Below are 12,852 nucleotides of genomic sequence, written 5' to 3' on the forward strand. Positions count from 1 at the left end.
TTATTTTACGTTGATGTATTTTGCAGGATCTACTACGTCTGAACCGATGTGGACTTCGTAATGAAGGTGCGGTCCTGTTGTGATTCCTGTGTTTCCGATTGTTCCAATTATCTGACGCTGGGCGACTATATCGCCTTTTTTTACGCGGGTTGTGCCAAGATGTGCATACCGTGTGTAAATTCCGTGCTTGTGCTTGATTATTACATTGAGACCAAAACTGTCATCGTAGGCAACTGTAACAACCTGGCCGTTTGCAGTTGCAATAACAGGATCTCCTTGTCTCCAAGTACTAAAATCAAGCCCTTTGTGAATGTACCATTGCTGCGTGATTGGGTGGATGTTCTGGCCAAATTCCATGGAAATATGTCCGATTCCATTTTTTACAGGCCAGACATTCGGAATATCAGAAAAAAGTGCGCCTTGGTTTTCAAGCATTTTTCCAATCTGTTCAACTGGACGAACTGCGCTTTCCAAACAAGCCGTAAGCTGTTTTATGTCGGAAGTTTCCTTTAAAGAGCCTGAAGTTATGTCCTGTGTATCAAACAAAGATGAAAGGTCAGAATTTCTTCCGGCGGATTTTGAAGTTCCTGTATTCTGGTTTATTCCTAAAAGCGAAAGAGACTGGCTTAAAGTTGACTGAAATCTTTTTGCAGTCTGAAGAAGATTGTTGTTTTCGTCCCTAAGCTCGTCAAGGCTTGCAAGGGTTTCTCTGTTTTCGTCCCTGAGCCGTGAAATTTCAAGTTCGGAAGAAGCATTTTTCTGATTAAAGTAAACAAATGAGCCTGTGATTCCGGCTGCGAGGATAATTCCAAGGACAAGCGCAAAAACATTTGTCTGCACACTGAAAACTTTTCCTTGTGAATGCGGAACAATCATCAAAGTAAGTTTTCCATCAAAGAATTTTACGACATTTGCGCAAACTCTGCCTATGGAAACAAAGAAAAGTCTAAAGGCATGCATAATACGGGAAACTATATTTTTTTCTAATCTCTTGTATTTGCGAGAACGCGCCACAAAAATCTCCGTAAAAACTTTATCCGGAAAGCAACAAGACAGTTTCAAAACTTAACTTTTAAAACCGCTTCCAAATTACCGAACAAACAGTATATCAAAGGACGTCTATGCTGTCAAACGGACTGCGCTTGCAAAATGCCAAATTATGTTTGACTTCAAGTCGTTCCTATGTTATCTTATTAATAATATATCGGACAATCAATTAAAAAATATTAAAATTTTCTAGGGAATCTTCTTTAGAAAAGTCTTTCAAGTTTTTAAGGAAAAGCCATGCAGTTTTTTGATACTCACGCCCATATAGGGTTGATTTATGACGACCCTGTAAGACAGATTAGCGTTATTCAGCAGGCAAAACAAGCCGGCGTTACAAGAATTATAAGCATAAACAATAGCATTCTTGACTTTAAAAAAGAATATGCATTCCTAAAGTCACAGAAAGGCGTTTACCATGCAGTTGGAGTCGGTCCGTCGGAAGTAAACAATCCAGGCGCAGATTGGATTAAAATAATAGAAGAAAGTGTTTCACTTCCGAATGTTGTTGCAATTGGGGAAACCGGACTTGATTATTTTAAGCAGTACGGAGACAAACGCCGCCAGATTGAGCTTTTTATAACTCAGCTGGAACTTGCCCAAAAACACAATCTTCCAGTAATAATCCACAACCGCGATGCGGGAAAAGATATTTTTGAAATTCTTCAGGACAGATTGCCGGAAAAAGGCGCGATTTTCCATTGCTACAGCGAAGATGCTCCTTACGCAAAAAAATGCCTGGACGCAGGAATGAATGTATATTTTTCTTTTGCAGGAAACCTGACTTACAGAAACGCCCGCAATTTGCACGAAACAGTTCTTAACATTCCGCTAGACAGAATTCTTTTGGAAACTGAAAGCCCTTTTATGATTCCTGCCGAATTCCGCGAGAAAAAAAGAACAATGCCGGCATATTTGCCTTCAACTGCAAGATTTTTGGCGGAAATGCTTGAAACTGACTTGGAAAAACTTTCTGCCCAGCTTTGGACAAACAGCTGCAAAGTCTTTAACCTGCCGGAAGAATGAGTCTTTATCATCCAGTAGACATAGGAACTCTTCATTTAGACGGAAATCTCTTTTTAGCTCCTATTGCAGGCTACAGCGACATGGCGTTCCGTTCGCTTTGTGTTGAATACGGAGCTTCTCTTTGTACTACGGAGATGGTTTCTGCGGAAGCTCTTGTGCGTGGAAATAAAAAAACTGAGCTTCTTATGCGCCGTGCCCCGAATGAAAAAGTTTACTGTGTTCAGATTTTCGGCGGAAATGCGCAGACAATGGCGGAAGCTGCAAAAATCGTCCTTGAAAAAACAGACTGCGACTGCATAGACATAAACGGTGGCTGTCCTGTTCCTAAAATAACAAAAACCGGAGCAGGCAGTGTGCTTACAAAAGAGCCGGAACGACTTTTTTCAATAGTAAAAGCAGTTAAAGAATCTTCTATAAAATACACTTCATTGCATCCAGAGCGCGGCAATGTTCCTGTAACAATAAAAATCCGCAGTGGCTGGGATTCTTCCAATATAACATGGAAAGAATGTGCAGATGCGGCTTTAAAAGCAGGGGCGGACGCAATAACGATTCACGCACGGACAAAAGCCCAAGGCTATTCTGGAAAAGCCGACTGGGAAATTCAAAAACGGCTGGTTGAATTTGTCGCGAAAAGAATTCCTGTTTTTGGAAGCGGAGACGCATTCAACCCGGAAACCGCAAAACTCATGCTTGAGCAAACCGGTGTAGATGCCGTGATGTTTGCAAGAGGCGCAATGGGAGATCCGTTTTTATTCAGAAGAACAAAACAATTTCTTACAGAAGGAAAATACGAAACAGAAACTCCAAAGGAGCGACTTGAAGCAGGTCTTCGCGAACTAAAAATGAATGTAGCAGAACACGGAGAGAAAGCCGCCTGTATGCTGATGAGAAAAAAATTCTGCGCGTACAGTTCAGGAATAAAAGGCGGCGCAAGGCTAAGAGAACAAATTGTGAATTCGCGTTCTATAAAAGACTACGAAGAACTTTTTAAGCAATTTTTGTGAAAAACTTTTGCGCAACGCATTTTTACTGCACTTGAATAAATCCTTGTTTATCCATAAAATAATCTATTATGGGGTTTTTTCAAATAATTGCAGAGTTTTTCAAAACAATATTTTCTCCTACATCACCAGAAAGCCTCCAGAGACAGGCTGTTAGAAAAATTGAATCCGAACTGAAAAACCTTGCGCCGGAACTTTACAAAAAAGGTCTTGTAATGCCTGACTTTGCAGAAGCCTTGCGTGTGCTTTTTATAAACACCACCCCAATTTTTGACATTCTTTCAGAAACTTACTGCTCTACAGATTTAGATACAAGCCGGCATTTTGAAGAGCAGCTTGTTTTTACAGGATTTGACAGTGAAGCCCGGGAAATTCTAGAAAATCTTCTTTCGTATGAGAATAGAAAAAAAAGCGCAATGGAAGCCCAGTCGCTTATCCGGCATTTTGAGAGCGAGCACAGACAGCTTGAAAAAGTTGAAAAGGAACTGAATTCTCCTGCATTTATAAAAATTGAAGAAACTTTAGACAAAATAAAACAGCTGAATGACATTTGCAAATTCAGCTACATAACCGCACTTAAGCTTTTTGATCCTAGCTACAGCACAAAAGATTCCTACACACCGGAATTTCAGCCAGTGCCTATTGAATTGCTGGAAAATTCCTTGCTGGATTTGTATTTTGTCATTGCGGAAATGGACATTACAAATTCGCTTTACAATGCGGTTCTTGCCCTTTTCAGGCTTAAAAAAGGCGGAAAAATTTCAGACAGGGAGACTCAAGGTTTAAAAGAAAATTTCAAGAAAATTCAGTATATTGTAAAGCATATTTTTACCAAGGAAATTCTTTCCTGCATGATTAGAATTTCAAAGAAAAACTACGAGCTTGTTCCAGAACGCGCGGTTTACAACGGAAAATCACGGCAAAAATACGCTGAATATCTTGAAACAAGATTCCGCACAGACGAAGCACGCTTAAAAGGCGAAATTCAAGATGCGGCAATAAACAATGAAATAAAACAAATTTTTGGTGGCTCGCCGCTCGCTGCGGTTCAGGGTTACAGCAAGGACTTGGATTCTCAGCTTAGGCAAAGTACGCCGTTTTCTTTTGCCTGGATTACTCCGCTTCAGCTTTTAAAGAATTTTATTTCAATTTTCTATGAAGAGCACGTAAAGCCGCTTTTAAATGACATTGTAATAGAAGGTTTTTTTAATAATCCGGCATACAAGTCTGAATTCTCATCTTCCGTATTCACTTGCAACGATTCCCTTGAGCGGATAAGCGCGTTTGAGTCCAAATTTACGCGCGGAAACGAATTTGACGAAACAAACATCACTTCGCTCATAAGAGACAGCCACAAGGACGCGACATTTGAATCAACGCTGAAAAACCTCATCGACAGAATCAACAGGCAGGCAAAAGAACTGATTCAGACGGAAACAACAAACATTTTTCAGCTTTACAAAAAAATAAACGATATTCTTATCGAATCCAAAAAACCAAGTTCCGAAGTTATAACGAATTTAAAGGTTCTTATGATTTCTTCAAGAAACAGAGACAATTCCGACTGCATGGAAAACCAAAACAGCCAGTGGAAAGTTTTTCTTGAAGTAATGAAGAATTATGTTATAATCGGAAATATAGAGAAGAAATAAAATGGCTAAAAAGAATGCGATTTCTGCAAAGACGCAAACTCCAGCGGCAAAAGAAAAACAAGTCATTGCCGAGTTTGAAAAGCATATTTACGATTTACAGCAGATGCTTGAAATTTCAAAGTCATTTTGTTCAACAATTGAATTTTCTCCGCTCATTGAATCTATTCTTTATGTGGCGATGGCCCAGATGCGCGTTACAGGAGCTGGGCTTTTTATTTCAGAAGAATTCGGCAGCGAATATTTTAAGCTTTCAGAAAACTATTCGGGAATTGCAATAGATCCGACAATCGAATACAAAATCGGCATAGATTCTCCGCTTATTGAATTTTTGTCAAGTTCTTCATCAGTTTTTGATTTGCATGAGCTTTCTGAAAAATTCCCGGAATCTCAAGAAATAAAAGTAATTGAATCACTGAATCCGTCGCTGATAGTTCCGCTTATGCTGAAAAATCACTTGAACGGAATTCTTGTTATGGGCGAGCGGATTTTTGTGAAAAATCTCTCTGCTGACTACACAACTTACGAAAAAAACGAAATTCAGACAATCGCTTCTCTTGCTTCGGTTGCAGTTCACAACGCATCTTTGATTGACCAGTCTACAACCGACATGATGACAAAGCTTCGCCTTAAATTTTACTTCTATAATATTCTTGAAGACAAGCTTGATTCCGCATTTTTCCAAGAACAGACGTTAAGCGTTATAATGTTCGACATTGATTTCTTTAAGAAGTTCAACGACACTTACGGACATGCCTGTGGAGATTATGTTCTAAAAAAAGTTGCGGAAATTATAAGCGACAGTATCAGGGAAGAAGATCTTGCCTCAAGATACGGCGGAGAAGAATTTACAGTTCTTTTGTGCAATGCAGGAAAAGACGAGGCAATGCTAGTTGCGGAACGCATAAGAAAACGGATTGAGCAGACTACGGTTTTCTATGAAGGCCACAATATGCAGATTACAATTTCCGGCGGAATTTCTGTTTTCAATGTAGAAACAAATCCTGTGCGCTCTGCAAAAATTCTAGTAGATCAAGCTGACAAAGCTCTCTACGTTTCTAAAAGAACTGGAAGAAACAGAGTTACTGTTTTTGATCCTTCTTCGCAAAATGAAAATTCCGCAAAAGAAACAGAATCTATCCTAGAAAAAACAAATTCATGAACATAATCCGCAAACCTTTCCGCTACAGTTTTTTTAATGCGACCTCTATAATAATTGCTTTAAATCTTATTGTCTTTTTTCTGACAATGATTTTTCCGCGGCTTCAAGTTTACCTTGGAATGTCGTATTTTGGAATTTTGCTTCATTATTATTGGCAACCGCTCACTTATCTTTTTGTGCATTCAGGCTGGAGCCACATCCTTTTTAATATGCTGGCTTTGTTTTTCTTTGGAATTTCCGTGGAGCGCGCGGTTGGCTCTAAGGAATTTCTGCTTTTTTATTTTTTGTGCGGAATTCTTGATGGGATTATTTCTACGGTCTTGTACCGTCTTCTTGGAATTACAGTTCTTCTTGTGGGCGCGAGCGGAGCTGTTTACGCGTTGCTTTTTGCCTATGCCGTTATTTTTCCGCGGAATGTAATTTATATTTGGGGAATAATTCCAGTGGCTGCTCCGCTGCTTGTTTTTGTCTATGCGCTGATTGAAATTACAAGCCAAATTTCCGGCGGTTCAGGAATTGCACATCTTGCGCATTTGGCAGGATTCGCTGTCGCTTGGATTTACTTTGTTGCAAGAATGGGAATTCATCCTTTAAAAGTATGGAAAGACGCATGGAGATAAAAAAAACGCTTTTTTTTTGTGTTCTGTTTTTATTCAGCGTAAATATTTTTTGCCAGGCTCCGCTGCAGAATGAGCAGATTAGAATTCAGGTTTGGGCGGAACTGGATTCTTTCCCTGGAAAATTTGAAGAAGAAAGTTCAGTTCATGAGCAAAAATCTTCCAAGCAAGAAGAAAAATCCGACTTTGAAAAACTTTACGGATTTGCAATTGAGAGGACAAAGCAAGTTGCGCCTTTTTTAATGGAAGGTCTTTTGTACGGCTGGAATTTTGACTACACGCCCTATGACAAAAAACGCGGAGTTAAGGAATACTGGGAATTTTCCGAAGTTAGAAAATTTGACTCTTCTATAAACCGCCTTGAATATCACAATCCAGTGCCCAAAGACGGAAAACTTTTAAGCTGGGTTTACTGCGACAGAACTCAAGCCCAACAGTTAGAATACAAAAGGTGGACTTCTATAATTCACCCAAAAGTAAAAGGCTGTGGCTCAGCCTCTGTTCAAGACGGATTTGAAGGAATAAAGCAGGCGTGCAGCAACGCGGCGAAAAATGCAGTAAGAGAATATTGGCGCACAATGGAAAAAAACAAGCCTAAGGAAATTTCCGGGACTTTGCTTTTAATCCGCGACCCAAGAATTTTCATAAAAAACGGACGCTATGAAGTTGACCTTGATTTTTTCTTGGAAACTGATAGAATAGTTCCGTATACTTACTATTGACGTTACTTGAAAGGAGGTATCGCATGAAAAAGATATTTATATTAGCAACAGCAATTATGCTTGCAGCAGGAACAGCTTTTGCACAGCAGGAAGAATCATTAGAAACACAGATGGCTTTAGATCCATTGGAAGCCGCAAACAGCTACGCGGACACAAAAACAAAAATTCTTCCTATCGAAGACAAATATTCAAGCTTGCATCCAAAAGCTAAAAATGTAACTATTCAGCTTGAATTTACTCCGCTCACTGGCGAAGTTATTTTCACTTATACTTGCATGCAGTCCAGCTTTGATTTAGGTGAAGCAATGAATGTTGCAATTGCAGTTTACGAGGATTTCGCCGCAGAAAATCAGTTCAAGCATTATACTTACGCACAGAAAGACAAGAAAAAATATTTCAAGGATGACAAAGGCGTAAGAATGGCAACATACACTTCAAAAGTTATCTTCACAAAATAATTTTTACTGAACACTTATTTTCACTTGCCTGTTAGGTGATTTTCATTTTGCTCCGGTTTGAAGTACAGGTTTTTCAGCCGGATTTTTTTGGTGCATATAAAATTGGCAGACTTAAAAACTTTAATTAAAAATCTTCATCCGCTTGAAACAAAAATTCTTCTTCATTACAGCTTAAAAGACGAGCTTACTTCAACAAGGCTTGAAACTGAATTGGGATACAAGGAAGGTCACGCAAATCAGGCGTTCAGCTGGCTTGCCGGAAAAAAACTTTTGGCAGAAACTTCCCGCACTCCGCACACATATTTTGAACTTACAGATTTTGGCCGCAAGATTTTTAAAGACGGTTTTGCAGAAGAAAGAATCGTTTCTTATTTAAAGGAAAACGGTCCAAAACGTCTGCCAGAAATTGCAGTTGCACTTGGAATTGAAAACAAAGATGTAGGCTCGGCATTCGGTTCGCTTAGCAAAGACAATGTTCTTGCCATGAATGCAGAAAAAAAAGCCGAATATACAGGAGCGCCTCTTCCAGAAAGATTCGCAGTGGCAAAATCACTTATAAAAAAAGCCTCTGAAGCGGAAAACTGCCAGCTTGACGCCGCAAATCTTACAAAGTCCGAAATTGAAATAATGGGCGGACTTACAAAAAAACGCGGAATTTCAGAAACTCCATTTAAAACAATTGAACGCGAAACTGTAATTTATAAACTTACAGAAGCATTTAAAGGAGTTGCTGATGCGCTCAAGAATTCAGGAATCACAGGAAATGAAATTGGAGAAATAACTCCGTCAATGCTTGCTTCCGGTGAATGGAAAAAAGGAACTTTCCGCGGATACAATATTTCAATTCCGCCGGCACGAATAATTCCGGGGCGCACAAATCCTTACGTTCAGTTTTTAGAGTCAGTAAAAGACAAGCTTTGCTCGCTCGGTTTTCAGGAATTTGACGGCCCGCTTGTAGAAACTGAATTCTGGAACGGAGACGCTTTGTTTATGCCTCAGTTCCATGCAGCCCGCGACATTCACGATGTTTACAGACTGAAGTATCCGACGCACGCAAAGTCAATTGAAGAGCCTTATCTTTCAAATGTTGCGGCAGTCCACAGAAACGGCGGAAACACAGGAAGCCGAGGCTGGAACTACAACTTTGACAACGAATTTACCCGCCGCCTGATTATGAGAAGCCAGGGAACAGTTCTTTCTGCGCACCAGCTTCACAAGGCGGAAATTCCTGGAAAGTACTTTGGAATTGCAAGATGCTTCCGCTATGACAAAGTTGACGCAACTCATTTGAGCGACTTTTACCAGACAGAAGGAATTGTTCTTGGCGAAGAAGTAAATTTAAAGACGCTTCTTGGATTCCTTGAAATGTTCGCGGTGGAAATTGCAGGCGCAACAGATGTAAAATATGTGCCGGGCTACTTTCCATTTACAGAGCCTTCAATTGAAGTTCATATAAAGCATCCTAAGCTGGGCTGGTTTGAGCTTGGCGGTTCTGGAATTTTCAGACCGGAAGTTACAAAGGCAATGGGCGTTGATGTTCCTGTTCTTGCCTGGGGAATTGGAATTGACCGAATGGCTTTGATGGCTTTGGGACTTAACGATTTGCGTGAGCTTTTTTGTGAGGACATAGAAAAAGTAAGACTTAGAAAAGCAAAGTTCTAGTCTTACAATAAGTCTAATAAAAAAACTGTGCTTTTATATATAAAGGAGGGAATGTTGTCTAAAGCAAAGTCTATAGTTTTTAATTTTTTTGTTTTATTTTTTGCATCATTTTTTTCTATTGCTTTTGTTGTTGCTGGCAGTAGAATTTTATTCAATAAAGATGCTAAAAAAATTTTAAATCAGTCGGCAAGAATAAAAGAACTTGAATTTTCTTCTAATCTTGATGGAGAGCTTTTGCTTGCAACAAAAATGGCAAAATCTCCTTTGATTTCCCATTACATGGAAAATCCTCAAGACGCATCTCTTTCAAAAGCCGCAATGGAAGAAATTCTTTCGTATCAGGATGCATTTAAAGGGAAAAATACATTTTCAATTGCAGATACAGACTTGCTTTATTATTCAAACGGAAAATATCTTTACACGCTTGACAAGTCAGATCCTGCAAATTCATGGTTTACATCTTGCCTTGCAATTTCGGAAGACTACACTTTTATTGTGAGTTACGACACTGTTCTGAAAAAGACAATGCTGTGGGTTAATGCGGTTGTTCGTGATGAAACAAAAAAAGGAATTGGCTTGATAGGAACTGGTGTTGACCTTTCAGATTTTGTAAACATGATGTACAATAATCTTGAAAAAAATCGTAAGATGTTTTTCTATAATAAAAACAAGGAAATTACCGGTGCAGAAAACACACAGCTTCTAGAAGACAAGGCAAAGATTGAGTCACAGCTTCCAGAAATGGGAAAGATTGATAATTTCCCCGTTGAAAAAACTTTCCTCTGTGGAAAAAAAGGTTGTTATGAAATCGTCCCGATTCCATCTGTTGACTGGATGATGGTAATTTTTCTTCCATACACTATGACAGTCGCATTGTCTTATGCCGTTGCGCCTCTTGGAGCAGTTTTAATTCTTTTGCTCTTGATTGCTGCCGCTATTACACTGAAACGTCTTGTAAAGCCGCTTTTAGTTTTAAATGACGCTGTAAAAAACATTTCAGCAGGGAACGCGGATCTTACAAAAAGACTGAATTCGAATTCTGATGCTGCGACAATCGGGCTTATAAAAAAGATTGAAAAAGGATTCAATGCATTTATAGAAAAACTTCAGCAGATAATTATAACTGTAAAAAAATCCAAGGAAGAGCTTTTTGAATCTCTAGAAAATCTCCGCAGGTCAATTCATAAAATTGTAAATTCCATTGAGGAAATAAATCAGCATATTGACGGCATGGAATCTTCTGTTAGCGAGCAGTCGGGATTTTCTAATCAGACATCGGATGCTGTAAATCAAATTTCAGAAAAAATAAGTTCGCTAAATAAAATGATTTTGACACAAAACCAAAGTATTGAAGAAGCCAGTTCTTCCGTAGTACAGATGATTGGAAACATAAATTCTGTAAATAATTCTGTTGCAAAGCTTTCTGATTCTTTTTCGGCTTTGGAAGCAAGCACAACTCAAGGTGTTAAAAAGCAAAAAGAAGTGAATGAAAGAATTTCCGAAATAGAAAACCAGTCTAAAATGCTTCAGGACGCAAACTTAATAATTTCATCTATAGCGAGCCAGACAAATCTTCTTGCCATGAATGCGGCGATTGAAGCTGCCCACGCAGGAGAAGCAGGAAAAGGATTTTCTGTAGTTGCGGATGAAATCAGAAAACTTTCAGAAACCTCATCCGAGCAATCAAAGACAATTGGTCAGCAACTTACTGCTATTCAGGAATCAATTTCAAATATTGTTGTTACTTCTGGAGACTCCGAGAAAGTTCTACATTCCGTAGCAGACAGCATTCATAATACAGACGGACTTGTTCAGTCGATAATGCAGGCGATGAAAGAACAGGAGTGCGGCTCTAAGCAGATAAGCGACTCCTTGGCACTTTTGCAGAGCAGCTCACAGGAAGTAAGGGATGCGTCAATGCAAACTGAGCAAAAAAACGAGTCGATTCTTGAAGAAACAAAGAAACTTCAAAACAGCTCTAAAACTATAAAAAATCGCATAAATGAAATGGCAGAATGTGCCCGTTCAATAACACAGGAAGCAGAAACACTTGGAGGTCTTTCCGATGGAGTTGACCGGTCGCTTGAAAAAATTGGAAGTGAAATCGACTTATTCAAGGTTTAGCTTCTTTCCACAAAAAGACATTTTATAAGGTCTTTTATAGTTTCTACTTGAGTTGCTCCGGCTTCGGATTCAGGGACAATAAATTTCTGGAAACCAAGATCCCTTGCGGCTTTTATTCTTTGCTTTTGCTTCGTAACAGGACGAATTTCACCAGCGAGGCTTATTTCGCCTACAATCGCAGTTTTTTCTGGAAGAGAAATGTCTGTTCTTGCTGAATAAAGAGCCGCTGCCAAAGCTCCGTCAATCGCACTTTCTGAAAGTCTTATTCCGCCGGCAACATTTATATAAATATCCTGATCGCTGAATTTTATTCCAAGCCTTTTCTCAAGAACTGCGGCAACTCTGCTCACCCTTGCAGAGTCGATTTTTTCTGAATAAACACGGTTCACAGCCGCTTTTGCAGGAACAGTCAACGCCTGAATTTCAACGATAAAAACACGGCTTCCTTCAAAAACACTGGCGCAAGCAATTCCAGCTGGAGTTTCTTTTTTTCTTCGAGTTATAAAAAGCGAACTTGGATCTGAAACGCACTTAAGACCTTTTTCATCCATTTCAAAAAGCCCAAGTTCATCAACAGAACCGAACCTGTTTTTTTGCGCGCGTAGAAACCTAACTTCATCACTTGTCCGCTCAAAAGACAAAACTGTGTCAACCATGTGCTCAAGGCTTTTTGGTCCGGCAATGTTTCCGTCCTTTGTAACATGGGCAGTCATAAACAAAACGCTGTCTCTTTCTTTTACCCAGCCAATCAGTTCGTTGCTACAATATTTCAATTGCGTTATAGTTCCCGGCACAAGTCCTGCTTCCACGGAATAAACAGTCTGAATCGAATCCACAATGATGACCAAAGGATTCAGTGAGTCAAGCGCATCAAGAATGTCTTCAAGACGCATCGTGCATAAAATTTCCAAAGAGCCAGCTTCAAGGTTCAGGCGGTTTGCCCGGCTTTTTATTTGTCCTGCAGATTCTTCTCCGCTGACATAAAGAATTTTTCCATTGGGAAGAAGACTTGCCGCCGCCTGTAAAAGAAGTGTTGACTTTCCGATTCCGGGTTCACCGCCGACAAGAATTGCACTGCGTTTTGTAGCTCCACCGCCAAGCACACGGTCAAATTCCTCGTTGCCGGTTGAAATCCGCGAATTGCTTTGCTGCGAAACTTTTTGCATTGGAACTGGCTTTGCTTTTAAAACTGTTCCGTCGGATTTCAAAGATGACTTTGGAGCATTTGAATCTAAAATGCATTCTTCAAGTGAATTCCATTCGCCGCATTCAGGACATCTTCCAAGCCAGGCAGGTTGTGTGTAGCCACATTTTGAGCATTTGTAAACAACAGATTTCTTCGCCATATTTTTCCTACTATATTCAAAATCAGACAAAAAGTCAT

General features: G+C 39.6%; 11 protein-coding genes. 9 read left to right on the forward strand and 2 right to left on the reverse strand.

Features of this window, described 5'->3' with window-relative positions:
* Positions 1-1,014, reverse strand: a complete 1,014-nt coding sequence (locus TRESU_RS11740) for a M23 family metallopeptidase (RefSeq protein WP_013702421.1) — start codon at positions 1,012-1,014, stop codon at positions 1-3.
* Positions 1,015-1,284: 270 nt separating this feature from the next.
* Between TRESU_RS11740 and TRESU_RS11745 the strand changes: the two genes are divergently transcribed.
* The 9 genes from TRESU_RS11745 (at position 1,285) to TRESU_RS14400 (ending at position 11,468) form a co-directional block, all read left to right on the forward strand.
* Positions 1,285-2,070: a TatD family hydrolase gene (locus TRESU_RS11745; RefSeq protein ID WP_013702422.1), complete on the forward strand. Its 786-nt coding sequence runs from the start codon at positions 1,285-1,287 to the stop codon at positions 2,068-2,070.
* Positions 2,067-3,077, forward strand: coding sequence for a tRNA dihydrouridine synthase DusB (dusB, locus tag TRESU_RS11750; RefSeq protein WP_013702423.1), 1,011 nt, complete (start codon positions 2,067-2,069; stop codon positions 3,075-3,077). Before TRESU_RS11745 ends, dusB begins: the two co-directional genes overlap by 4 nt.
* A 68-nt stretch (positions 3,078-3,145) precedes the next feature.
* On the forward strand, positions 3,146-4,726 hold the full coding sequence (locus TRESU_RS11755; protein WP_013702424.1) for a DUF5312 family protein: 1,581 nt from the start codon (positions 3,146-3,148) through the stop codon (positions 4,724-4,726).
* A 1-nt stretch (position 4,727) separates the two neighbouring features.
* A complete protein-coding gene (gene dgcA, locus TRESU_RS11760; protein ID WP_013702425.1) occupies positions 4,728-5,885 on the forward strand; it encodes a diguanylate cyclase DgcA in 1,158 nt (385 codons plus the stop codon).
* Positions 5,882-6,505: a rhomboid family intramembrane serine protease gene (locus TRESU_RS11765; RefSeq protein WP_013702426.1), complete on the forward strand. Its 624-nt coding sequence runs from the start codon at positions 5,882-5,884 to the stop codon at positions 6,503-6,505. Before dgcA ends, TRESU_RS11765 begins: the two co-directional genes overlap by 4 nt.
* The gene (locus tag TRESU_RS11770; protein ID WP_013702427.1) at positions 6,496-7,224 is read left to right on the forward strand and encodes a hypothetical protein; all 729 of its coding nucleotides are present in this window, start codon (positions 6,496-6,498) and stop codon (positions 7,222-7,224) included. The genes TRESU_RS11765 and TRESU_RS11770 overlap by 10 nt, the downstream gene beginning before the upstream one ends.
* 23 nt (positions 7,225-7,247) lie before the next feature.
* A complete protein-coding gene (locus tag TRESU_RS11775; protein ID WP_013702428.1) occupies positions 7,248-7,682 on the forward strand; it encodes a hypothetical protein in 435 nt (144 codons plus the stop codon).
* 102 nt (positions 7,683-7,784) lie between these two features.
* The gene (gene pheS / locus TRESU_RS11780) at positions 7,785-9,344 is read left to right on the forward strand and encodes a phenylalanine--tRNA ligase subunit alpha (RefSeq protein WP_041612445.1); all 1,560 of its coding nucleotides are present in this window, start codon (positions 7,785-7,787) and stop codon (positions 9,342-9,344) included.
* Positions 9,345-9,398: 54 nt separating this feature from the next.
* On the forward strand, positions 9,399-11,468 hold the full coding sequence (locus TRESU_RS14400; protein WP_013702430.1) for a methyl-accepting chemotaxis protein: 2,070 nt from the start codon (positions 9,399-9,401) through the stop codon (positions 11,466-11,468).
* On the opposite strand, the gene radA is transcribed toward TRESU_RS14400, so the two are convergent.
* On the reverse strand, positions 11,465-12,814 hold the full coding sequence (gene radA / locus TRESU_RS11790) for a DNA repair protein RadA (protein ID WP_013702431.1): 1,350 nt from the start codon (positions 12,812-12,814) through the stop codon (positions 11,465-11,467). The genes TRESU_RS14400 and radA overlap by 4 nt on opposite strands.
* Positions 12,815-12,852 lie beyond the last annotated feature (38 nt).

This window comes from Treponema succinifaciens DSM 2489, from assembly GCF_000195275.1.
GTDB lineage: Bacteria > Spirochaetota > Spirochaetia > Treponematales > Treponemataceae > Treponema_D > Treponema_D succinifaciens.

What these genes read in the sequence shown, in the direction of transcription:
- TRESU_RS11765 (WP_013702426.1), top strand. Translation starts at nt 5,882, where the DNA reads ATGAACATAATCCGCAAACCTTTCCGCTACAGTTTTTTTAATGCGACC.
- TRESU_RS11775 (WP_013702428.1), top strand. Translation starts at nt 7,248, where the DNA reads ATGAAAAAGATATTTATATTAGCAACAGCAATTATGCTTGCAGCAGGA.
- TRESU_RS11755 (WP_013702424.1), top strand. Translation starts at nt 3,146, where the DNA reads ATGGGGTTTTTTCAAATAATTGCAGAGTTTTTCAAAACAATATTTTCT.
- TRESU_RS11770 (WP_013702427.1), top strand. Translation starts at nt 6,496, where the DNA reads ATGGAGATAAAAAAAACGCTTTTTTTTTGTGTTCTGTTTTTATTCAGC.
- radA (WP_013702431.1), bottom strand. Translation starts at nt 12,814, where the DNA reads ATGGCGAAGAAATCTGTTGTTTACAAATGCTCAAAATGTGGCTACACA.
- dgcA (WP_013702425.1), top strand. Translation starts at nt 4,728, where the DNA reads ATGGCTAAAAAGAATGCGATTTCTGCAAAGACGCAAACTCCAGCGGCA.
- TRESU_RS11745 (WP_013702422.1), top strand. Translation starts at nt 1,285, where the DNA reads ATGCAGTTTTTTGATACTCACGCCCATATAGGGTTGATTTATGACGAC.
- dusB (WP_013702423.1), top strand. Translation starts at nt 2,067, where the DNA reads ATGAGTCTTTATCATCCAGTAGACATAGGAACTCTTCATTTAGACGGA.